This is a genomic window from Orbaceae bacterium lpD04 (genome assembly GCA_036251935.1).
GTDB lineage: Bacteria > Pseudomonadota > Gammaproteobacteria > Enterobacterales > Orbaceae > Orbus > Orbus wheelerorum.
In genome coordinates, this window is record CP133967.1 from 1,479,634 (window position 1) to 1,502,942 (window position 23,309).

26 protein-coding genes are annotated in these 23,309 nt (G+C 35.1%); 17 read left to right on the forward strand and 9 right to left on the reverse strand.

Annotation, left to right across the window (positions count from 1 at the left end; genetic code table 11):
* Positions 1-32 precede the first annotated feature (32 nt).
* Positions 33-4,307 carry an acyl-CoA dehydratase activase-related protein gene (locus tag RHO14_06835; protein ID WVD70070.1) on the forward strand — a complete coding sequence of 1,425 codons (4,275 nt, stop codon included), beginning with the start codon at positions 33-35 and terminating at the stop codon, positions 4,305-4,307.
* 54 nt (positions 4,308-4,361) lie between these two features.
* On the opposite strand, the gene RHO14_06840 is transcribed toward RHO14_06835, so the two are convergent.
* A complete protein-coding gene (locus RHO14_06840) occupies positions 4,362-5,015 on the reverse strand; it encodes an OmpW family outer membrane protein (GenBank protein WVD70071.1) in 654 nt (217 codons plus the stop codon).
* Between the two features lie 268 nt (positions 5,016-5,283).
* Here RHO14_06840 and RHO14_06845 point away from each other — a divergent pair, with 268 nt between their 5' ends.
* The 3 genes from RHO14_06845 to RHO14_06855 all read left to right on the forward strand — a co-directional run bounded on the left by RHO14_06845 (position 5,284) and on the right by RHO14_06855 (position 6,787).
* The gene (locus RHO14_06845; GenBank protein ID WVD70072.1) at positions 5,284-5,424 is read left to right on the forward strand and encodes a lipoprotein; all 141 of its coding nucleotides are present in this window, start codon (positions 5,284-5,286) and stop codon (positions 5,422-5,424) included.
* A gap of 294 nt (positions 5,425-5,718) precedes the next feature.
* Entirely contained in the window at positions 5,719-6,267 is a 549-nt protein-coding gene (locus RHO14_06850; GenBank protein WVD70073.1) for a hypothetical protein, read from the forward strand.
* A gap of 199 nt (positions 6,268-6,466) precedes the next feature.
* Positions 6,467-6,787: a hypothetical protein gene (locus RHO14_06855; protein ID WVD70074.1), complete on the forward strand. Its 321-nt coding sequence runs from the start codon at positions 6,467-6,469 to the stop codon at positions 6,785-6,787.
* Positions 6,788-7,319: 532 nt separating this feature from the next.
* Here RHO14_06855 and RHO14_06860 read toward each other — a convergent pair.
* Positions 7,320-7,637, reverse strand: a complete 318-nt coding sequence (locus RHO14_06860) for a hypothetical protein (protein WVD70075.1) — start codon at positions 7,635-7,637, stop codon at positions 7,320-7,322.
* 224 nt (positions 7,638-7,861) lie between these two features.
* On the opposite strand from RHO14_06860, the gene RHO14_06865 reads away from it, so the two are divergent.
* Positions 7,862-8,716, forward strand: coding sequence for a LysR family transcriptional regulator (locus RHO14_06865; protein WVD70076.1), 855 nt, complete (start codon positions 7,862-7,864; stop codon positions 8,714-8,716).
* Positions 8,717-9,171: 455 nt separating this feature from the next.
* Here the strand turns inward: RHO14_06865 and RHO14_06870 are convergent, their stop codons facing one another.
* The 3 genes from RHO14_06870 to RHO14_06880 are packed head-to-tail and all read right to left on the reverse strand — an operon-like array spanning position 9,172 to position 11,519.
* Positions 9,172-10,176, reverse strand: a complete 1,005-nt coding sequence (locus RHO14_06870; GenBank protein WVD70077.1) for a tyrosine-type recombinase/integrase — start codon at positions 10,174-10,176, stop codon at positions 9,172-9,174.
* 1 nt (position 10,177) lies between these two features.
* Positions 10,178-11,146 (reverse strand): hypothetical protein, encoded by a 969-nt coding sequence (locus RHO14_06875; GenBank protein ID WVD70078.1) that lies wholly within the window; start codon positions 11,144-11,146, stop codon positions 10,178-10,180.
* Between the two features lie 16 nt (positions 11,147-11,162).
* Entirely contained in the window at positions 11,163-11,519 is a 357-nt protein-coding gene (locus RHO14_06880; GenBank protein WVD70079.1) for a helix-turn-helix domain-containing protein, read from the reverse strand.
* Positions 11,520-11,670: 151 nt separating this feature from the next.
* On the opposite strand from RHO14_06880, the gene RHO14_06885 reads away from it, so the two are divergent.
* The 7 genes from RHO14_06885 (at position 11,671) to RHO14_06915 (ending at position 14,268) form a co-directional block, all read left to right on the forward strand.
* Entirely contained in the window at positions 11,671-11,895 is a 225-nt protein-coding gene (locus RHO14_06885; protein WVD70080.1) for a hypothetical protein, read from the forward strand.
* Positions 11,896-12,061: 166 nt separating this feature from the next.
* The gene (locus tag RHO14_06890; protein ID WVD70081.1) at positions 12,062-12,379 is read left to right on the forward strand and encodes a hypothetical protein; all 318 of its coding nucleotides are present in this window, start codon (positions 12,062-12,064) and stop codon (positions 12,377-12,379) included.
* Positions 12,380-12,562 (forward strand): DUF2732 family protein, encoded by a 183-nt coding sequence (locus tag RHO14_06895; GenBank protein WVD70082.1) that lies wholly within the window; start codon positions 12,380-12,382, stop codon positions 12,560-12,562.
* Positions 12,562-12,780, forward strand: coding sequence for a TraR/DksA C4-type zinc finger protein (locus tag RHO14_06900; protein ID WVD70083.1), 219 nt, complete (start codon positions 12,562-12,564; stop codon positions 12,778-12,780). Before RHO14_06895 ends, RHO14_06900 begins: the two co-directional genes overlap by 1 nt.
* On the forward strand, positions 12,773-13,162 hold the full coding sequence (locus RHO14_06905; GenBank protein ID WVD70084.1) for a hypothetical protein: 390 nt from the start codon (positions 12,773-12,775) through the stop codon (positions 13,160-13,162). The genes RHO14_06900 and RHO14_06905 overlap by 8 nt, the downstream gene beginning before the upstream one ends.
* A gap of 32 nt (positions 13,163-13,194) precedes the next feature.
* Entirely contained in the window at positions 13,195-14,019 is an 825-nt protein-coding gene (locus tag RHO14_06910; protein ID WVD70085.1) for a Dam family site-specific DNA-(adenine-N6)-methyltransferase, read from the forward strand.
* Between the two features lie 30 nt (positions 14,020-14,049).
* A complete protein-coding gene (locus RHO14_06915) occupies positions 14,050-14,268 on the forward strand; it encodes a hypothetical protein (GenBank protein WVD70086.1) in 219 nt (72 codons plus the stop codon).
* Positions 14,269-14,376: 108 nt separating this feature from the next.
* Here the strand turns inward: RHO14_06915 and RHO14_06920 are convergent, their stop codons facing one another.
* Complete coding sequence (locus RHO14_06920; protein WVD70087.1) at positions 14,377-14,649, reverse strand: hypothetical protein; 273 nt, start codon at positions 14,647-14,649, stop codon at positions 14,377-14,379.
* Between the two features lie 54 nt (positions 14,650-14,703).
* On the opposite strand from RHO14_06920, the gene RHO14_06925 reads away from it, so the two are divergent.
* Both RHO14_06925 and RHO14_06930 read left to right on the forward strand, forming a co-directional pair.
* On the forward strand, positions 14,704-16,950 hold the full coding sequence (locus RHO14_06925; protein WVD70088.1) for a replication endonuclease: 2,247 nt from the start codon (positions 14,704-14,706) through the stop codon (positions 16,948-16,950).
* 129 nt (positions 16,951-17,079) lie between these two features.
* On the forward strand, positions 17,080-17,241 hold the full coding sequence (locus RHO14_06930) for a hypothetical protein (GenBank protein ID WVD70089.1): 162 nt from the start codon (positions 17,080-17,082) through the stop codon (positions 17,239-17,241).
* Here the strand turns inward: RHO14_06930 and RHO14_06935 are convergent.
* From RHO14_06935 to RHO14_06945, 3 genes are read right to left on the reverse strand one after another with little or no spacing between them, the layout of a single operon-like run.
* On the reverse strand, positions 17,228-17,485 hold the full coding sequence (locus tag RHO14_06935; protein WVD70090.1) for an ogr/Delta-like zinc finger family protein: 258 nt from the start codon (positions 17,483-17,485) through the stop codon (positions 17,228-17,230). The two genes, RHO14_06930 and RHO14_06935, sit on opposite strands and share 14 nt — an antisense overlap.
* Before the next feature lie 45 nt (positions 17,486-17,530).
* Complete coding sequence (locus RHO14_06940) at positions 17,531-18,583, reverse strand: phage portal protein (protein WVD70091.1); 1,053 nt, start codon at positions 18,581-18,583, stop codon at positions 17,531-17,533.
* Positions 18,580-20,379, reverse strand: coding sequence for a terminase family protein (locus RHO14_06945; GenBank protein WVD70092.1), 1,800 nt, complete (start codon positions 20,377-20,379; stop codon positions 18,580-18,582). The genes RHO14_06940 and RHO14_06945 overlap by 4 nt, the downstream gene beginning before the upstream one ends.
* 139 nt (positions 20,380-20,518) lie before the next feature.
* Here RHO14_06945 and RHO14_06950 point away from each other — a divergent pair, with 139 nt between their 5' ends.
* From RHO14_06950 to gpM, 3 genes are all read left to right on the forward strand, one after another.
* The gene (locus RHO14_06950) at positions 20,519-21,403 is read left to right on the forward strand and encodes a GPO family capsid scaffolding protein (protein WVD70093.1); all 885 of its coding nucleotides are present in this window, start codon (positions 20,519-20,521) and stop codon (positions 21,401-21,403) included.
* Positions 21,404-21,467: 64 nt separating this feature from the next.
* Positions 21,468-22,457, forward strand: coding sequence for a phage major capsid protein, P2 family (locus RHO14_06955; protein WVD70094.1), 990 nt, complete (start codon positions 21,468-21,470; stop codon positions 22,455-22,457).
* 53 nt (positions 22,458-22,510) lie between these two features.
* On the forward strand, positions 22,511-23,221 hold the full coding sequence (gene gpM / locus RHO14_06960) for a phage terminase small subunit (protein ID WVD70095.1): 711 nt from the start codon (positions 22,511-22,513) through the stop codon (positions 23,219-23,221).
* Positions 23,222-23,309 lie beyond the last annotated feature (88 nt).

The following is a 23,309-nucleotide window of genomic DNA, read 5'->3' on the forward strand; positions in this document are numbered from 1 at the left end:
AAACTAAAAATATTGTAAAGTGAGTTTGTTTTATGTCAAAAAAATTTAGGCTTGGTCTTGATGTTGGTTCAACCACCGCAAAATGTGTAGTGCTAGATGAGCAAGATAATTTTATCTATACTAATTATGTTCGTCATAATACTTACATTGTGCCTACCGTTATTCAATTACTTAATGAGATAAAACAACAGATCGGCAATAATGCCTTACTTTCTGTAAAAGTAACCGGATCTGCGGGAATGGGGATCTCTGAAAAAGCAGATATTGCCTTTATTCAAGAGGTTGTTGCCGCGTCAGAAGTTGTGCAACAAAAATATCCAGATGTCAGAACGCTAATAGATATTGGTGGTGAAGACAGTAAAATGATTTTTTTCTTTCCCGATAGAGCGCCCGACATTCGCATGAATGGAAGCTGCGCAGGTGGCACGGGGGCGTTTATTGATCAGATGGCAAGTTTACTTAATGTGCCCGTACAAGAGTTTGAACAGTTAGCTAAAAATCATGATCATGTGTTTCCTATCGCTTCTCGTTGTGGCGTTTTTGCTAAAACTGACGTACAAAACCTCATTAGCCGCAATGTTTCTAAAGAAAATATCGCTTACTCGGTACTCCATGCGGTTTGTATTCAATTAGTTAATACCTTAGCGCGTGGTTACGATATTATTCCCAAAGTAATGCTCATTGGTGGGCCATTTTCATTTATTCCAACGCTCAATAAAGCCGCACTTGAAACATTAAATCTAACAGAAGAACAAAGTATTAAAACTCAGCACCCAACCTTATTATCGGCTTGGGGGGCGGCAATTCATCAAATTGAACGTAGCGAAATACACATTGATGAGTTAATTACAAAGCTTAATCAGTCCAGTCAGTCTGAGAAAAGTGCATCATTTAGATTAAAACCTTTATTTAATCAGTCGTTAAGTTTTGACGATTGGAAAACCAAACGGCGCTATATTCAGATCCCTCGTATTGAGTTGTCTCAATATCAAAAAACAGATGCTTATTTGGGGATCGATAGTGGATCAACGACGACAAAAATCACATTAATTAGTGAAGATAATGCATTATTATTTACTTATTATGCGCCAAATAATGGTCATTCTATTGCAGCGTTAATAAAGGGATTAAAGGTATTAAAAGAAGAGATCGCAAATAGTGGTAAATCCATTAATATTGTTCGCACTGGCGTAACGGGTTATGGTGAAGAGTTATTAAAAGCTGCATTTGCAATTGATGATGGTTTAGTTGAAACCATGGCACATTTTGCCGCGGCAAAACATATTGAGCCAAATGTCTCGTTTATTATGGATATTGGTGGGCAAGACATGAAAGCGATTTTTGTCGCAAATGGCATTGTTAACCATATTGAACTAAATGAAGCGTGTTCATCTGGATGTGGTTCTTTTATTGAAACCTTTGCCAAATCACTTAACTCAAATACCATCGATTTTGCAAATGCCGCATGTCAATCCAGTAGTCCTTGTGATCTTGGTACGCGTTGTACTGTTTTTATGAATTCAAAGGTTAAGCAAGCGCTGCGTGAAAGTGCTTCGGTCGGTGATATTTCAGCAGGCCTTGCTTTTTCGGTGATTAAAAATGCGATCCATAAAGTCTTAAAACTGCATGATATGAGTAGGCTTGGTAAACATATTGTCGTGCAGGGCGGAACATTTAAAAACCCAGCCGTATTTAGAGCGCTAGAACAGTTAACCGGGGTGGAAATATCAAGCTCTAATATCCCTGAACTTATGGGGGCTTATGGTAGTGCATTAGTTGCTAAAAACAATTACTTAAAAGAGCGAAAATCGTCGCAGTTTATTGGGCTTGAAAACTTACATAAAGCCGAGGAAAACCGAGCTAAAGAGTCTCGCTGTAAAGGCTGTGAGAATCACTGCGATATCATGATTTATCGCTTTGCTAATGGTCAAAGGTATTATTCGGGTAATAAATGTGAACGATTTTTAAGTAATAATCCGCTTAAAGATAGTGATTCATTTAATATGTTCGATTATAAAAATGAATTATTATTTGAACGTGCTAATTATCAGCCTAATGATGCAAAACTTAATATTGGTATTCCGCGAGTATTAGGTCAATACGAGAACTTTCCATTTTGGCATACATTATTAACCGAGTGTAATTTATCAGTGACATTGTCACCTTTTTCAACAATTAATATTTACGAAAAAGGGGCAGGCACCGTGATGTCAGATAGTATTTGTTTTCCGGCAAAATTAGTTCATGGGCATATTATTGAATTGGCTGAAAAGAACGTTGATCGAATTTTTATGCCAATGGTGGTATTAGAGTCTGGCGAATTTAATAATGCCGTAAATAGCTATAACTGTCCGATAGTGAGTAGCTATTCAGAAGTGATGAATAGTGCCATTAATCCTGAGTTAAAATATGGCATACCATTTGATTATCCAGTGATTAATTTTACTGATCTTAAGTTACTCAAAAAGGGGTGCTTTGCTTATTTAAGAACACTTGGTATACCGAAGCAACAATTTGAAGCTGCATTTACAAAAGCGATTGATGAACAAGCGAGATACAAACAAGCACTCTATCAAAAAGCAACTCAAGTTATCAATGATTCGAAAGAATCAGGCCGAGATGTATTTGTTTTAGCAGGAAGGCCTTACCATGCTGATAGTTTAATTAATCATAAAACGCCTGAAATACTCAATGCACTTGGCTGTGACGTTGTCACCGAGGATTCGGTGCTTGGCACCGTTAATGCACTATCTGCAGATTTACAGATTTGCTCACAATGGAGCTATCCAAACCGGTTGTACGCAGCGGCGTCTTTCGTTGCAAATCAACCAAAGAACATTCAATTCGTTCAACTTAATTCATTTGGTTGTGGCCCTGACGCCATTGTAACTGATGAATGTAAATCAATTTTAGAAGCCGCAGGTAAAACGTGTACGATAATTCGTGTGGATGAAATTTCAGCGACAGGCTCGGTTCGATTACGATTGCGTTCTATTGTTGAATCTATTCGTATGAATAGCAAACAACCTTTAATAAAAAAACAACGCAAAAATATTGCCATATTTCGTCGTGAAGATAAAGCGCAGCGAACGATCCTTGCGCCGTTTATTTCAGAATTTTACTCACCTATTTTACCCCCCATTTTTGCGTTATCGGGCTACAAACTTGAAACCTTACCTAAACCAGATAAAAGCTCGGTAGAATGGGGATTAAAATATTGCAATAACGAAATCTGCTATCCGGCAACAATTATTGTTGGCGATATTATTAAAGCGCTGCATTCAGGTAAATATCAACGCGACAATGTCGCAATTGGTATTACTCAAACTGGCGGGCAATGCCGGGCGAGTAGTTATCTTTCATTAATAAAAAAAGCCATGATTAGTAATGGTTTTGAAGATATTCCTATCGTATCATTGAGTAATGGTAATATGGATGAGCATCAACAACCCGGTTTTAAATTGAATAGGTTAAAATCGCTTGGGCCAACTTTCTTTGCTATGTTATTTGCAGATTCACTATCAAAAATGTATTACGCGGTTGCGCCAAGGGAAGTAATAAAAGGTCAGGCGGCGCAATTACGTGACGAATATACCCAGCAGCTAAAACAACTAATTATGCTTAAATCGGGTAAGAAAGCGATATTTACATTATTAGCGCAGGCTGTAGAAAGTTTTAACCAAATTAAAACAGCAAATAAGCATTGCCCACAAATTGGTATTGTTGGTGAAATTTATGTTAAATACAATAGCTTTGGTAACCAGCACAGCGTTGATTGGCTAGTTGAGCAGGGGATTGAACCGGTTATTCCCTCGATGATGGAGTTTTTTGCGCAATGTTTTGTCAATTATGATAGTAATGTTGAAAACTATTTACTTCAAAAAAGTTTCCTTTCTTACTTAATGTTCTTTTTTGAAAAAATAGCACAAAAATATATCAATCAAACTAATAAAATAATTAGCCAGTTTAAATATTATCAACCTTTCCACGATCTTCGTGATATGGCAACGAAAGCCAAAAATATTTTAAACTTGAGTAATCAATTTGGTGAAGGTTGGTTAATTCCCGCTGGGATCATGACATTTGCAGAGCAGGGTATTGATAATGTTATTAGTTTTCAGCCATTTGGCTGCATTGCAAATCATGTAGTATCAAAAGGGGTTGAAAAACGGATGCGAGATCTTAATCCCAAGTTAAATTTACTGTATTTAGATTTTGATGATGGCGCTGGAGAGGTTAATGTATTAAATCGGTTGCACTTTATCGTTAGTTCGCTCAAATACAAACAGTTAGAAAGGATTGTTTAAATCAATTTTGCTCCTGACTTAATTTTTGCATTTTAAGCCAGGAGTAAATAAATCTTAGAATCGATAACCGATACTTACCATAGCAACCCAAGGGTTTAATTTATATCGTGCCGTAACTTTTTGTGATCCAGCGTAAGTTGTTGCATCAGTTTTTATATCAATATAGCGTGCCTGCGCATTAACTAGCCAATTGTCAGTGATTGAATAATCTAAACCAACTTGCGCAGCCCAGCCCCATGAAGAATCAAGATCAAGGCCATTATTAAATCCTGCGTCTTTAGCTTCTCCACTTAGTTTCTCATTAAAGAAGAATGTGTAATTTACACCAGCACCAATATAAGGCTGTACTTTATAATTTGAATCAAGCGGGTACCATACTAAACTTAATGTTGGTGGTAACTGTTTAACTTTACCAAGGTTAGTGCCATTATTTAGGCTAATTTTATGACTAAATGGCGTTGCAGCAAGTAATTCAACACCTAAATTATCTGTCACCATATATTGGAAGTTTAAACCCAATTGAGTATCGTGATCGGCCTTTGCTTTTAAATCTGTCTTAGCGCCATCTATTTTAACTGCATCACTACTGGTTTTAGGGTGTACATACACCGCACCACCTCTAATGATAATATCATCAGCTTTATGAGCATAACTTGCTGTACTTGCTAAACCTAAAGCTATTGCCACTAGCGTTAATTTTAATTTCATATTTATTCCTTAATTATTTTAGTGATATAAAACCTTTGTTTTTATATTGGTATTATAATCCTATGATTTGTATGGTTTTGTCAAAATAAAATTGATATTTTTGGGATTTTATTCAAAAAAATAAATAATATATAGGTCACGCCTGTTAGTTAGTAATCAACTCTAAAAAGTTAACGATAAAAGCTATTTTAATCATATGATATTGTAATTCAATAGTTTATTTGCAATTATATTTGTCTACTATCGTTCTTAATTGAGGAGTTGAATTATGAAAAAAATGATTTTGATTTTTATCACATCGTTAATATTTTTATCTGGCTGTAATACCATCGCTGGTGCTGGCGAGGATATTGAAGGTGGTGGAAAAGCGGTAACCACTGCCGCTGATGATGTAAAAGCTAAGCTATAATCTTTAAATTAAAGCTCTAAGAAGCCTAGAATACTGACAAGCCTCGATATAACTCGAGGTTTTTTTCATATCGTCTACTTCTAATCATCTAAATAACCCAATTGCGTTGCCTATTTTTATTAAACAAGCAAATATTTCCAATAATATAATGTACTTATTTATATAATAATGTTCATGTTTTAACACTTTTTTAAATTACAATGATAAAAAATTATTAATATTTATCTGCCTATTATTTACAAAAAAATAAATTAGTTTAAGATGCGATACCACATATTTTATTTGATGGATTTAATGATGATAAACAAAACTAAAACCAAAACCAAACAAAACAGACTCGGTTATGATGAAAATGGCGGGTTGATATTAATGAAAAACTGGTCACCGATATTGAGATGGATTTCTTTATTGCCAGCCCTGCTTATTACATTCATTATGGTAAAGTTTTTATTTTTAGGCACAGTTTTGGCTATGCTTGAAAAAGAATCTTTTCTATTATCTTTATATGTTGGTGCAATTACATCAGGCTTAGTTTACATGGCAATGGTTGATGTTGCAGGTTCTGTTGCGCCTAAAGGGCGTGTTTTAACCAGCATTGTTACCGCAGTTGTTCTTATGATATTCATTATTTCTTTTACTCTTCTTGCTCTTTACGCTATTTTAAATGTAGATGATTATATCGAATACAAAACCCATCTAATGATTGCATTGGGCCTATCTATCATATCTAATATTTTGGGAGTTTTATTGGGTATTTCAAACACTAAAGATAGACAAAAAAATGCCCCACAAATACCATCACAAGTGCCACCACAAACAATAAGTAATAATATCGTATCATAATCTTTTAATTGCTAACAAGCCGCTTTAGGGCGGCTTTTTCATGTCAAAATATGAGTGGTATACTTTAAATTAATAAGTTAGCTAAAATTATTGAAGAGGGCGTCAATAAACCGTCAACATTATTTTATCGTTATCTTTTGGCAATAGAAAAACCAAGCTGTATGATAAGAGGCGAATATTCAAAACTAAGGTATTAATAATGAAAAGACTAATTGAAGCTAAAATCATGGCAATTGAATTAGATGAGATGCTAAATGATCCAATCCGTACAAAACTAATCACCAATGAATATACTAATTTAAGACGCTATATAGAAAAGCAGCATAAAATTCTAAATGAAAAACATGAAAATAATCAACTTACCGAATTAGAAGAAACGATCATTCTACCTGCTTTAGATGATGCTTATCTCTATTTATTAGATAGCTTAAAAGGTAACGCAAAACCTGATAATAAAATGAGACAAATTGTTAGTGATATACCCGATCGAATTGATTATTGGCTGGAGCAAATAAAATAATTTTATTATTAATCATATCAGGTTATTTGCTGTAATTAGAGCAATTTAAAGTTAGATTCTTGTTATGAACGTAACTTGAATCTACAATAAATAACGACGAATAAGATGTTAAAATAGAAGTTAAATTTTTTAAGCTAACAATGTTAACCTAGGTTATGAGTGATATACAATCATCTCCTAGGGAAATGGCTTAAATATAAAATACTTTATAACACCTTTTTTAATCTGAATTCGCACCTAGATGTTAAATTTAGGGTGATTTTATGATTGAAAAGGGTAGTTAACAGGGTGAAAGTTAACAAAATAGCGTTATGTATAATATTAAATCAAATTAAAAACAGCAGTCAACAAGATAGATCCTCCAGTCATTCGGTACTTGCTTGGATATGGATAGGTATAATGAAATTAATCCAAGTATTAAAAATATACTTAATTTTTTGATAGAGATTGCCACAATAAATTCCTTATTATTTATTTAAGTTATATATCTAGTTAGTTATTTACTAACATTCAAGGCATTGATATGTAAGTTTTATAGTTGGGAGATTTTACCTTCCATTACATAAAAATCCCCCCCCATTGTTGTGTAGTATGCATATGAAATTTTTTTCTCAAAATTATCGCAATGTACAACTGTATTGTTATCGGATTCTTGCCAAGAAATCATCAGATAGCCATCTGATAATAATCGCCATTGAAAAGGCACTTGCATAACTGTACCCTGTAAATCTCCATTTAAAAACTCGACTTGAATGATATTTTTATCGCTGTCGTAAGAGTTCTTAACTTCTAGACCATTATCCATTTTTATTAAAAACTCTTTTCCTGAGTAAGGGAATTTTTCAGTCATTTTATAGCTCCTTAAGTATAATTATTGATATAAATTTTAATAAACTACAGTTGGCAACTGACATTCAGAATAAGTTTTATACTTAAAAGTAAGCATTTATTTTATAAAACTCAGATACCAACTTGTTTGTTGACAATAATGATATATACAATTGGTCTTCTATTTAAGTTAAAATATGGAATAACATTTTAGAAAAAAATTCTCTAATTGAGCGTGAGAAGAATATGCATTCGATAAAAGATCTTTCGGTTTTTCTTTGTGTCAGCCAAAGTAAAAATTTTACAGAAGCTGCTACTATTCTTGGTATGACTTCATCGGCAGTGGGGAAAGTGATCACTAAAATTGAGCATGAATATAAAACGATTCTCTTTCATAGAAATACTAGAAATGTATCATTAACTGAAGATGGAGAAATGTTACTCAAACATACTATCAATATCATGTCTGAGATCAATTTGGCGAAAATCAATTTGACCCCAAAAAATAAATCCTATACGGGTAAAATAAAAATTGGAATGCCAAATATAAATGAATTATTTGAAGATTTACTGATCTCATTTTTAATTAAATATCCTGGAATTGAAGTAGAGGCACATTTTGATGATGATAAAGTTAATATCATAAAAGAGGGTTTTGATGCTGTTATTCGGTTTGGTAAAATTTCAGATTCTAGGCTATTTTCAAAGAAAATAGGTGAGCTAAAAATGGGGGTTTTTCATTCAAGTCAATATAAAACAACACTTAACGATGATCTTAATACATTTCTTTTATATAAATATCCTTCATCAGGAAAGATTGAGTATTGGCATGGATACGATAACCTTGATATGAATAATATTAAAAATAAGCATATATTCAATTCTATAAGTATGATATTAAAATTATGTATTGAAAGTGTTGGTATTGCTTTTTTACCTGAAGCTATATGTGATAATTATATAAATAGCGGTGAATTAGTCCGGTTTAAAAATACACAGAGTACCGTTCGTGATGTTTCTATAGTCTGGTCAAACAATAAAGATTCTGGAACAAATGTTCGTGCATTTATTGATCACTTTAATGCTAATTTTATGAAATAATTTATTAGACGATTACCATTATCAACAATAATTATAAGCGGCTGGAGATGTTGATAGGCTGCATTAATTCGTACATTTTTTAAGAGGTAAGGTAAACCACTTCTAAAAAGGTAAATACGATGAATATTAAAAGACGAGAAGTGCCCACATTTAACAATAATCTTAACAACAGATAGTAGTGCTTTATTCGAATTGTAATTATTCCATTTTTAAACTAGTTAATGGTTTAAGTTTGATAGTTAAAATTAATCCCAAATAATCTCAAGTAAATCAAGACAATTCAATTAATTCGAAATGGTGGGTTGTGGGGGGATCGAACCCACGACCAATTGATTAAGAGTTCTATGTTTGAGCGTTGGAAATCAATAACTTATATTTAAATTAAAGAGTTATGAAATCAATATCAATCAATAAATATCAATATAAATCACCTTAACCGCCATTTTATCGCCACTTTAAATATTACTCAATGGATTCAGTTTTATTGCATCTTCGAAATGATCAGGTGCAAAATGTGCATAACGCATAGTCATTTTTATATCAGTGTGACCAAGTATTTTTTGCAATACTAAAATATTGCCACCGTTCATCATAAAATGGCTTGCAAACGTATGACGTAACACATGCGATAATTGCCGATCGGGTAATTCTATTTCAGCTCTTTTTATTGCAGAGCGAAAAGCAGAATAACATGGCGTAAATAATGAACCTTTATTTTTGGGTATTCCATCATATAGCGCTTTATCTATTGGGATTGTCCTATTCTTTTTGCCTTTCGTTTTGATATAAGTTATTGATTGATTTTTAACTTGCGAATCTTTTAGCGATTCCGCTTCGCTCCATCTTGCGCCCGTTGACAAACATATTTTTATGATAGTGGTTAAGTCTTTAGCTTTACTAACATCTGATGAAGCTAATAATAGTTTTATTTGCTCTGGCGTTAAGTACGCCATTTCCTGATCGTCTATTCTAAATTGTCGTATTCGTTCAACGGGATTTTTTAACGTCCATTCACCAAGCCTAATAAGCTCGTTAAACATGGATTTCAAATAGGTTAGTTCAAGATTTAGCGTTCTAGGCGCTACTATTTTAACTCGTTCTGTACGGTATATTTCTCCGCTTAATCTTTTGGTCCTGTAGTCGGTAAATTCTTTTGATGTGAAATTTGGGGCTAAAGGATTTTGAATGCTTTCTGCAATAAATAATAGAGTTGTATAAACATTCTGACCGTCACTTAATGTCTTGCCGTGTGCGTTATGCCAAATTTCAATCAGATCAGATAAACGCCGACGATCTTGTTTATCAGCTATCCATGGCTTTGTTGCAGCTTGTTCTTCAATGTAACTTTCGTAGGCTAATGCTTCGCCCTTAGTTGCAAAAGACTTGCGAAGTCTACGTCCACCATCGAGATATTTTTCAAATAACCATTTGTTAGTTTTTGCGTTTTTTCGTATCGCCATTCTATCTGCTTGTAATATCTAAAGTGATTTTTTCTAATCTTAAAGGTTTTTCTAAATTATCAGTAATATATAATAAATTTTTATCTAGATTATTATCAATAATTTCACTAGCTATTATTGTGTTATTATATATTCTAATTACCGCATAAAGTTTGTTATTAAAAGTGAATGAATCAAATGTTGTAAGTAATTTCGCATTAGAATAACCAATCCATACGAAAAAAAACACATACATAATGCATATGCAAATATATGTTTTAAGTTTTTCTATGTTAGCTTTGTCTTTTACATACGTAAAATATACAATCGGGAAAATTAAAACTGTTAAAATATTAGTGAATGTCAATAAAAATATTTCAAGTTTTGCGCTTTTTGATATCTTGGATATGCTCAATAATATAATAAACAAAAGAAATATGATATCTAGAATATATTTTTCATATTGGATTGATTTTTTTAGTTTTACAAGCTTACTAAGTTTGAAAAATATATATGAAATAATTATTACACAAAAAAAAGGAAATAAGATATTAAATAAAAGTATATGAAAAAACATAAAGAGACTAATGTTAATAAAATGAATATTAATATTGTAATATATTGCATAACCAAATTCATAAGAGTAGACCATAAAATAGGAAAATATGGTTATAAAAAAAATTATAAATGTTTCAGTTGAGAGTAAATGATTTAGTTTAAAGATATTATTCGTTTTTGTGGGTTCATTTCTTTTATCGTTATTGTGTGTCTCAAAGGCTATTATTTCATCTATATCATTTAGTATTTCTATTTTGCTTATGCTGTATGATTTCACTCTATTGTCTGCTGTATCAACGGCTTTTAATGTATCACCCTCGATACTACGTGATATTATTTTCCTTGTACTACCAGGTTTCGCCCCCTCGTGATAAATGATCGTTAACTCATTTTTGTCCTCAATTGCTTTTAATAAATATTCAATAATAGTCATATTATTTTTCCAAACATTAAATAAGATTAGCTTTTAATATATTGAACTCTTCTAAGGTAATTGCCCCTTTTTCTTTTAGAGAGTTTAAACGCTCCAGTTTTTCCAGTATTTCATCAGATAAAACTATCTTTTTTACGACTTTTACGCCATCAATACCAGATTCTCCTTGTCCAGAGCAAAGCCATTGAAGATCTGCTCCAGTCTCTAAAGCACACTGTATTATATATTCTGCTGGAATCGTATTTCTAACCACCCTATTAGCTAAAACGCTAATACCAACACCAAAATTTTCACAAAGCGCCTTCATCGTTTTTAATTTATAAGCACTAATCATTCTGTCTATTATATTTTTGGCACTATCAAACTGAATCATATTAACCTCTAGAATTACCAAAAAGAAAATAAAACCTAAAAGGTATTGACAATTACCTTTAAGGTAAAGTATATTTTAAAAAATACCAAATAGGTAATGTTTAATATCAATACAAATTAATATAGGTATCTAAAAAGGGGAATAATGCACTATGAATCAAGATTTATCAACATCTTTTGGCGGTGCTTACGTCACTATTGCAAGATATTCAGAGCTTTCAGGCATGGAAATTAACACCATAAAAAGTTATGTGAAACAAGGTTTGTTGCCCGTTAGATCAAAAAAAATTGCCGGTAAAAAATCTTTAGTCCTCATTAATAACGCTCAGTTGGTTGCAGAGGCGTTAAATAAAGACAATTTAACAGTTACTTTATAGGTAAATTCATGATCGAAACAATTCAACTAACTTCAAAATATGCCGAATCTCAAATCGGTATAAAGGTTTTCTTAAATCGCCACAACCCTAAAGGTTGGATAGAAACGCCGAAAGGTCAACACTTAAACCAGATGCCAAAATCTTTTCGTTTTTGGAGTGCCGCAAAATGCAAATTCAAGAAACTAAGCAAGATTACGAACTAAGAATACACAGGCTTAATCATGCTAAAAGTTTATTAAGCATGATTAACGATAATCGAATTAAGGCACGGGCTGTATTTGATAATTTAAAAGCCGGCCAGCAAAAATATTTACTTTTAGCATCAGGAATAAATCGAGACGTTAGCGATTCTACGCAACTAAATGACGTTGAAATAGAAAAACTATATCGAGGCTTAATCAGAATTAAATCAATTTTAGTTGCTTTTAAGTTTTGTAATGAAGATGACTTTAAAACTAAATCAAATACTGAACAGGTGGCATAAATGAAAAATGAATTATTAATTGCGCTGAATCAGCAGAAGAAAGAGCAAAGCGCTATTTTTTGTGCTCGTTTAAATAATATAGCATCAGTGATTCGTTATGAGAATTTAACGGCTACAGAGGCCGCCGAATTAATCGATCAGGAATCTAATAAAATCCAAGCGCAACAGCGAGGCGATTATTAATGAATTATGCCGATCAACTAGACAAAGCACAAGACGAAACCCAGCTATTAATCGATTGCGCACTTTCAAATAGACCAATCTATAGCGGTGAGTCATCAATTTATTGCAATGCTTGCGGCGAACCCATTCCGCAAGCAAGGCGTGAAGCAGTAAAAGGGTGCAATTTATGTATTGATTGCAAAGTAATTGAAGATAAGAAAGGGCGTTTAAATGTTTGATGAATCATTAAAGAATGCAATTTTAAATAATTTTGGCCGTGGTGTTCAATGGTCTGATGGTGCAGTTTGGGTCGGCTTTGATCCTGCTTCACCGATTAATAATGAAAATAATTTTTTAAATCAATCGGGAGAAAAAACAATGTTTGATACCTTTAAGGATAAAACAATTAAAACAATTTCTATTAGCTCGGAAAAGCTCGAATTAGCTATTGAACATAAAGTCACTACTATTTCTTTGTCTAAAAACTATGGTTTAAAAATCGGTGAACGCATACTTTTTAGGGCGGGTAATGCAAGTATTTTTGTTGTTATAACTCATGTTGGTGTATCTAAAGTCGATGCTTCCGACCTAATCGTTAAATTTGAAAAAATTCAATTATAACAAAAGGCGCTTATGCGCCTTATGAGGTTTTTATGCGTGTAGAAAAATCATTTTTAAAGTGGGTCGGCGGTAAAGGACGCATTATGCCGCAATTATTAGCACATTTGCCAGGCGGAAAACGCTTTATTGAACCGTTTGTTGGTGCCGGTAATGTATTTATTAATACAAATTATGATAGCTATATTATTTGTGATAATAATCCCGATTTAATTAACGTTTACCAATGGCTTTATGATGATGTTGCTCTATTAGTAAATAAAACAGAAGAATTATTTAATAGCGATTTAGATTATTACGAAGTGAGAGAGTTATTCAATTCTTGCTATCCGCTTGATCTTGATAGTGTCGAACAAGCCGCCCGATTTATTTGGTTAATGCGCCATTGTTTTAATAGCATTTGTAGATATAACAAAAACGGAAAATTTAACACGCCAAAAGGTAAGCATAAAAATATTTATTTCCCGAAAGTTGAGCTAATAAACTTTAGCAATAAACTAAATACTAACAGCGTTATGATGTTTAGTGGGCACTATTATAATGCGATCGGTTACGCCGGTGATGGTGATGTTATTTACTGTGATCCCCCTTATTTATCAGGTAATAAAAATGATAGCTTTGTTGGCTACACTGCTGGTGGGTTTAATACCATTCTAACCGAAGATCTAGCCTGTCAATTACATATCGCAGTGAAGAAAGGCGCTACCGCCATTATATCTAATAGCGATAATGAAACTACAAGAGAGATTTTTAAACATTTCAAAATTTACTCTATAGATGCCCCGCGTACCATCGCAGCGAATGGAAACCGTAAACCAGCGAAAGAAATCATCGGCATATTAACGCCCGATATGATTTAACTTAACTCTTAAACAAAAGGAAATCATCACATGATGAAAAAAGCATTGAAAGTAATTTTGTCGTCAATCGGCTTATCTAAAAATAAACAATCAGTGCCAGTTTGTTATAACGATGAACTCAATCGAGATGTAAAAGATGCTAGACCTTTCCAGAAGATGGGCAAAGGGCGTGGACGTAAAGCGCACAAACCTAGCGGAATTGCAAAGGCTAAAAGAGCGGCTAAAAAACTACGTAATAAAAGGAAGTAGATAAAAATGAATTTATTAAAATATATCGAAAAATACGAGTTTAAGTATGGTGAAAGTGATGAAAGTAAAAAAGGAAAAGAAACCCTCAATCAAGAGGGTTGTAAAAAATTAATTAAACACAAATAAACTATCATACTTATTAGGGCTCAGGTCATTAGCGTATAAATCAACTAGCCCTAATTTAGCAATACTTTGAACAATGTCTAAATAGGAGCTAAGCCCGAAAGTGATTAATTCTCTGTACACTAGCCCGTTTTCATTTTTTATAGCAATCACCATAGGTTTTCCACCTAATTCGGTACTTTGGTTTTTGTTCACTATGTTAGTAATTTCATTATCAAGTTTACTAATTTCTATGTCTTTGATGTATTTATCTCTCATGTGTAACCCTTGAAAATCATTTGTAATATTGATATATACGATAAAGGTAATTAAATGTCAACAATCACGCAGCAACTAAGAGAACTAACAAACTCAATCCCAGCAAAAGATCGCTTTTTGTCGGGTTTGGCTACGCGTGATTATTACGAAAATATTGGACAGTATCAGCAGCCGCAAAAGATAGCACAGTCTTTTAATGTGCGCCCTGAATTTGGTCGAGAGTTAATTTCATATCGTCCCGAACCAAAAGATATGAACGATCAAGAATCTAAATTGTGGCAAGTAAACCGTGCAGATTTTGATTGGTACCGTCAATATTTTTGCGATCTTCCTGATTATTTGGGTGGGTATTTCGCTAATAAATATATTACATTATTTAAAAGTAAAGGTCGTAAAGCTGCAAATACGTTTGTTCGTGAAACGCTCGGCGGTAATATTCAAAAACGCTTAGATTTAGTTAATGCCATCTACGAAACAAAGCCCTCATTACTAGCAATCCATTTTAATAAAGAATTTAACGAACTGCCAAATTATAGCCGAGAAAGAATAGCCGATTTGGCTTATCGCATAAGCATTTATGTTAATGACTTGGTTTGTTATGACATAAAAAATCGAGATTTTACCTTGTCAGGGAATATTATTAATAATGATGATTTGGATAATGTGAAAAAACGGAAGTTCGTATTTTCTGACGATCCAGCTATGAATACCCATGCGCACAAGGGTTACTATATAATTTTTAAAGAGTTAAAAGGATTAAATATTTTACCTCCCTATTTTGCCAATTATAAACAAGGTAAGTTGTCGGAGCGTGAAGCATTAATTGCGCTCGCTAAAGTTAGTGATAATCAATGGTGGTACAACCAGTTAAAACGCCGCCGAGATCATCAAAAGGAACATTTGGCGATTGCCGCCGGGCAAGTGCAAAATAAGGCTAGCGCATACGCAAGCCGATCATGTATTAGTGAGTGGACGCAGCAAAAGCAAAGTAATAGAGAATGGGCGAACAATCAATTAATTCAAAATGAAGAGGGCGAGCAGTTCGAATTAACGTTACAGATTGATAAATCAAACGCTAACCCAGCGATCCGCCGTTGTGAATTGATGGTGCGTATGCGGGGCTTTGAAGATCTCGCCGACGAGCACGGCTATATTGGCGCATTTATTACTTTAACCGCCCCGTCAAAATATCACTCATGCCACAGCAAAGGGGGCTTTGTGCAGAACTGGATCGGAAATAATCCACGTGATACACAAAAATACCTTTGTAGCGTTTGGGCTAAAATACGGGCTAAATTAAATCGTGATGATATTCACCTTTTCGGGTTTAGAGTGGCCGAGCCGCATCATGACGGCACGCCGCACTGGCATATTTTAGTTTTTATGCAACCAAAGCACCGGGACGCAGTGGAACGCATCATGCGAGCTTATGCGCTTGAAGTTGACGGCGACGAACCCGGCGCAAGCGAAAACCGATTTAAATTTGTCGATATTGAAAAAGAAAAAGGCAGCGCAACAGGTTATATAGCTAAATACATATCAAAAAATATTGATGGTTACGCGCTTAACGGTGAGCTTGACGACGAAACCGGCCAAGACCTAAAAACCATGTCAAAAGCGGTTACCGCGTGGGCTAGCCGCTGGCGTATTCGTCAATTTCAGCAAATAGGCGGGGCGCCTGTGACGGTATACCGAGAGCTTAGACGCTTAAAAGATAAAAAAGTCCAAGATGAAAATGTCGATCCTATACTCGCTGCGGCTGATGTTGGGTGCTGGGCTACTTATACAGAGCTACAAGGCGGCGCAATGGTTAAGCGTAAAGATTTAAAAGTACGTATATCGTATGAAGAAAAACTTAATCAATTTGAAGAGCCACAACAAAAAATAAAAGGGGTTTTTTCACCAATTACCGGCCTTGCTTCTTTTATTTGTACACGTTTAATTAAATGGAAGATAGTTAAAAAGGGTAAACAGAGCAAGGGTCTTGACCTAAAAAAACGGGCGGAACGAACGGCTTGGAGTTCTGTCAATAACTGTACGCCGAGCTTTGATCCGGTAGCGGACGATCAGAAAAAGAGAATAAAAAAAGGCTCGAAATTAGATGAAATATTGGACGATTTAGAGCGTAAAGAAATTGATTTTAATCGTTGGCTGGAAAATCCTGCGATACGGCAGCAGCAAAGGCCAACCAAAGAGGGAAAAAATAAACAAATATATAGAAAGAATGTTCAAATTTTAGAAGATTGGATTAAAAACACCCCAAAAGTGGCTATTTTACCGGATATTGACTGGAGTTTTTAAATGGATTACCTGTGTAGCATATATAACTATTTGAAACTGTTATATAAAATCGATAATGCAATACCAGGAGGGTATTGTTTTTAATGATTTTATTTTTATGCAATATATGAACACAATTAAGGTGAAAGTATGGACAACATGAGAAAAAATACAGTAATAGAATACGCCGAGTTTGTAAACCGCGTTATGATTGATACGGATTTATCACAAGAAGATATTAAAATTGGTTTGTGCTTATTGCATGAGTTGTTAACAGAAATAAAACAGACAGACGATATTAAGCTGGATTAATAATATCTAAAGCAAGTTGTGAGTGGCTGCCGTGTTGCATTAGGTAGTCATTTAAGCGGTTAAAGCCTTTAGCGCTTGGGCTTAATACTTTTTCAAACTCTTCCTTTATTCGAAACGTCAACCCACATTCTGGATCAGAACAAGAACAGTAACGATAATTTAGTAATTTATGAGCGCGGGCGGTTTTGGTAATAATGGCTTTTTGACCACATTCAGGACAAAATAGTAAAGCGGTTCGGCTCATGCTGTTTACTCCTAATTTCTACACGAGCCAATTATAACATGTTATTTAATCCTCTGGCATTGTAATAGTTTGAAATTCAAGGATTAAATCGCTTTTTTTCGGTGAATTTTTAATATCCTCGTCATTGTTTACCGCATCACTAATTAAATCTTGTAATACTTTTGTTTCCGTTGCCATGTAATTTTTACGTGACTTGGTCACGTCACCGTTATTGCTTCCATTGGCTGGAATAACGCCAGCAAGCCCCGCAGGGAAGCGGTGAGCGTTCAATAAATCTTGCGCTGAAATGTTTTTAATATTAGCAAATTCATCTTTGGCCGAGTTTAGATCGCCGACTGGTATTAATTGAATCGCTTTTTCTGTGCCACCCGGAATACTAACAAACATATTTTTGAAGTTACCCACACCTTTTGAGTTCTCTATTTTAGCTCTGATCGCTTCTTCCATTTCATCGGTCATGCTTGGGTCGTTAGTATAAAAAATGTAACCCATATGAGCGCCATTATTATAATAACGGCGTCTAAACATGGTTGATTCACTATTAAGCATGGCACTATTAACACCGCCCAAATAATCCGGCAAGCCGTAAACTTGTTGAGTTGGGTCAGGCATTTTTATTTGAATAATATCATTTTCATTATAAAAAATTGCCTCTTTTTTGGTTGGAACAATAAACCCCTCAATCGCGGTTTCGTCCTCATTTTTTTTAGCTTTAACATATAACGACATTAGCGGCACAAGTCCGATAACGTGACCAAATACATTGCGCATTTTTAATAAATACGCATCACCAAAAACAATGAAGTCATAAAACCACGCCATCGCTTGCGATTTGGTTAACCCGCCACTTAGATATGTACTAAGTAGCATATTGCGCCGCGCTTGCACAATGCCGCCGTGTTGAGGGTTGATATTGGGCAATTGAGAAAGGGCGAGGCGCTCAACGGGTACCGGGTAACAGTCGCTATTATGATTTGTGCTTGTCCCGTAATAATAACTTAAATCAGTCAAAACGACTTCGGGGCGTTCAAATGCTATTGAACTCATGCGCATTGGTTTATTGTTTTTTTTATTCTGTTTCTTTGATAATTTACTCACTTTGAAAATCCCCATCTTGATTTACGTATTTTTGTGGTGTTAAGTGGTTCGTTAAATACGGCGTGCGAAATTGCAAAAAATTCGTCAGCGTGCCCAGTTGATTCGCTTCTACTTGCTGCATAGGTAATTTGATTTGATTTAGCCGTAGTTTGTTGTTCAATTGATAAAAATGAAGCGATTAAGGTGTTATTGCTTTCGTCCCACTCGATCCGCTCGTCGCCGACCACATCTAGCATTTTTAGCACTAATTGATTTTTTATATTGACGTTATAATGAATTTCCCGTGTTTCACGTGGTGCGAATTCTTTTACATGTTCATAAACACCATAACCAATCCCGGTAATATCAATACCGATGTAGGTCATGCGGTATTTATCTTTGATTTTTTTTATCTCACTCGCCATATGTTTAAAGTTGACGCCTCGCCATTGGTAGATCTCTAAAATTCGAAATTTTTCCCTCTCGTGTATCGGGGGCGCTATAACGACAAATGTCGCATTGTCACGGGTGCGGCTGGGGTCAAATCCTCCCCAAACTTCACGATCACCAAACGGCCGTTTTAGTTTTATGTCGAAGTCTTGCCAGGTTGCCGAATCGGTAATACATTTTTGTAATTTATCAAAATCAAATACACCTTTGCCGCTATCAGCGAATATGCAGCAATACAGCATATTAAAGGCTTGGGCGCTTTTTGAATCTCGTAGATCCTCGATATCGACTTTATCAAAACCAAGATCAACCGCATTTTGTAGTGTAATAACGAGCCGTGCCCATTTATCAGGGCATACGGTGAAATTCATTTCTAAATCTTTATCTTTCGGGAATACAATATTTTTGCGTTTAGGATTATCTTTTTTCCACTCTTCACCGCTCCATTTTGCGTAAGCTTGATGGGCTTTAATACTTGGCGTTGAGAATAATGTTTCACGATATTTTTGCGTTGCCATTCCGCTAGCAGCATCATAAAGCTGTTGGAATTTTGACATCCAAAAAACTTCATCAAAATATAAGTTACCGCTATAGCCTTGCGCTGTGCTTACATTGTTAGCGCAAAAGATTAAATAAGCGTGATTACTCAAGATGATTTTATCTTTACCATCGCCTTTTAATTCAATATCAAAGAACTGATCGGCAATTTTTTTGATATACATTTCAAATATTTTGGCTTGGGCTTTTGATGCTGATACAAATATTTGATTATTACCGGTTAATACCGCATCTTCGAATGCTTCATAGGCAAAATAGAACGTAAAGCCAATTTGCCGGCTTTTTAAAATGAATCGGCGCAGTGAAATATCTTTATTATCACGAACATATAATTGATGGGGGTAGAGCAAATCACCGGCAACCTGATTGAAATCGTCTTTCGTTAAGTGCGATATATCATTTTTTTTTGTTTTGCCTTTCTTTTTACTCGCTTTAGCATTGCTATGTTGAGCCGCGGATTCCTGATTTAATTCATTATGTACAGCGCCGGCGGCGGTGGTTAAAGCAGTATTTAATGGCGAAGCTTTTAGCTTCTTACTCATGATCTTACAATGCTGATCAATCAATCGTTCCAGTTCTTTTAATTCAAGCTCGCTTTTATTCTCTCGCCCGGTTAATAACACTATCCGCCGGTTAATCGCATCTTCAACGGATTCTTCGCTAAGTAGTAATGCCCAATTATATTTCTCCGCCCAATAGTAAACGATCCTTGCGCTTGGTAAGCGTAACGATTTGGCGATTTCTTTCGGTGTGTGGCGCTGTAAGTAAAGCGCTTTTGCTGCATTTCGCAGTTCGGATGTATATTTCATGACACTATTGTCTAGTAATCATAAAAAACAATCATCAAACGCTTTTCGGATAAGGGTTTTTATCCGAATCCTACCGCGTGCAATAAGTGATAACACAAATTAACATGCACACATCAATTAACCATTATTAAAAATCGACATGGCAGAAGAAATTAAAAAAAGCGATTGGTTTTGCATTGCGCAAGAGGGTAAAACCATCGACGGGCGAGACATCAAACGAGAATGGATAGAAAGCGCAGCGAATACTTATAGTGTTGAACTCTATGCAGCAATGATCTGGTGTGAGCATGAAGATCCTGAGTGGCGCCAATGGTGTACTAATTTCGGCATGGTCGAAGAAGTGAAAACTGAAGAGAAAAACGGCAAGTTACGTTTAATGGCTCGTTTACGTGCTAATCAGTTTTTACAAGAGCTAAATAAAGCTGAGCAAAAAGTTTTTACATCAATTGAATTAATGTCAGATTTTCCCGAAGAGGGACAGCATTATTTATCAGGGTTAGCGCTCACCGATCAGCCGGCAAGTACAGGACTTACAAGGCTCGCTTTTTCTAAAGAGGGCAAACCACAACGATTAATTAGTATGCCTATTTTATTTAGTGTTGAGCAAAAACAAGCTAAAAAAAGCTTTTTTAACCGATTTAAATTTACTCAAACGACAGAAACAGAAGAGAAACCCACTATGACACAAGAAGAAATCGACGCACTTGTTGCGGAACTGGAAGCGGCTAAAGCCAAAATTGCTGAATTACAAACAACTATCGAAGATCTTAATACTAAATTAAGTGCTAACGATACAACCGGCGCCAAAGCTGAAGCAGAAAAAGCCGCAGATCAAGCCGAAGCGGCAAGCGATGCAGTAGAGAACGCCGCGGATAAAGCTGAATTTGCAAAGCTAAAAAAACAAAATATTGAATTAAACGCAAAACTAGATGATTTATCAAAAAAATTTAGTCAAGCGGTGAGCACTCCTGTAACAACAAAGCCAGGCATTAGCGCAAATGGTGACGGTTTTGAATTTCACTAATTAGTGTCTTTATAAAATAACTTATTAAACGTTTAATTAAATAAAAAATTAAAAAGGTAGAGAAATGTTAAATCAAAGAGCCGAAAAACTTCTAATGCAATATTGCATCAGTCTTGCAAAAGCTTCGGGTATAAGTAATCCAGCTCGGCAGTTTTCGCTTACTGAGCCGATGGAAACACGATTACGTGATGCGATTTTACACAGTGATGAATTTTTAAAATTGATTACCTGTTTAGATGTTGATCAGTTAAAAGGGCAGGTCATTATAACTGGGGCTTCTCAATTATTAACAGGGCGCGTTAAAGGCGGTCGATTCACTAAAAATTTAGGGGTTGACGGTAACACATTTGAACTAGTTGAAACGGATTCGTGCGCTGCACTTGATTGGAATACTTTATCCGTTTGGGGAAATTCTAGTGGCGAAAACGAGTTTTTTAAACGTATGCAATCGTTTATTGATAAAACATTCGCTTTAGATATGTTACGCATCGGATTTAATGGTATAAGTGCCTCACCTACAACCGATCCGAGTAAAAATCCAAATGGTGAAGACGTCAATATCGGTTGGCATCAAATTGCTAAAAATTGGAATGGTGGTTTGCAGGTAATGACTACCCCAATAAAACTTGGTGCAGGTGGTGATTATAACACGATTGATTCGATGGGTTCAGAGCTTGTAAATGCCTTACCGGTAGAAAGTAGAGATAATCCGGATATTGTGATTTTAGTTGGCAGTGAGATTTTAGCGCGTGAGCAGTACCGCTTATATGACAAAGCGGACAAGCCAACCGAACACGCGGCAGCTCAGCAGCTCGGCACATTTGTTGCGGGTAAACGGGCATATGTTCCACCATTTATGCCAGGCAAACGAATGGTTGCGACAACCTTGTCAAATCTACATATCTATACGCAACGTGGGTCACGTAGACGAGCGGTTGAAGATGTGCAAGATCGTAAACAATTCGAAAATAAATATTGGCGTAATGAAGGCTATGCACTAGAAGCGCCGGAACTCTATGCCGCGTTTGACGAATCAGCCGTATCATTCGTATAAACTCACGTTATAACAATAAAGCGCAGAATATTCTGCGCTAATTGGGGAAATAGATGAACTCAGTATTATCACCCTTTCAGCAGCACCGAGAACGGATCCGTATGATGGTGCAAAATAAAACATCAACGTTAGTTGATGCCCCGTCAAGTGTACATATTTTAAATATTGAGCTTGAACAGGATATTGATTTTTTACGCAAAAACTTTGTGAATACCGAAGATCGAATTGAATATAAACGCACAGTATTGTTACCCAAATGGCAACCAAAGGCCGATCAGTATTTGAAAGAAGGTAAAATTTATCAAAATTCCATTTTTGTTCACTGCATTATTTGGCTTTTTGATACAGAGCAATTCGATCTAGCGATTGAGTGGGCGCTTGTTGGAATAGATCAAAATCAAGATACGCCGAGGAATTTTAAAAGCCGTTTATCAACGTTTGTCGCTGATACAGTATTTGATTGGTGCGAAAAATCAATGACCAATGGCGAATCAATCGAGCCGTATTTTTCACAGGTTTTTGAGTTAATTAAAAATAAGTGGCGGCTACATGAGGAAATTAGCGCCAAATGGTACAAGCTCGCAGGCTTAAACGCGTTATTGGACGATAACGGAAAAGTTCAACCAATAAGCGCAATAGGTGACATTACAAAACTAGAGCAAGTAAAAGAATTGTTTACAACAGCCAATAATTTTTATTCGAAAATTGGTGTTGGCACAAGAATAAAAGAAATTGAATCACGAATTAACGCATTAAATAAATAACCAACTACACGCAAGCCAAGTGCCCAGCAAACGAGAAAACCGCGTTTGCTAAGTTTTCAAAATTTGCGTACGGGCACTTTTTTTAATA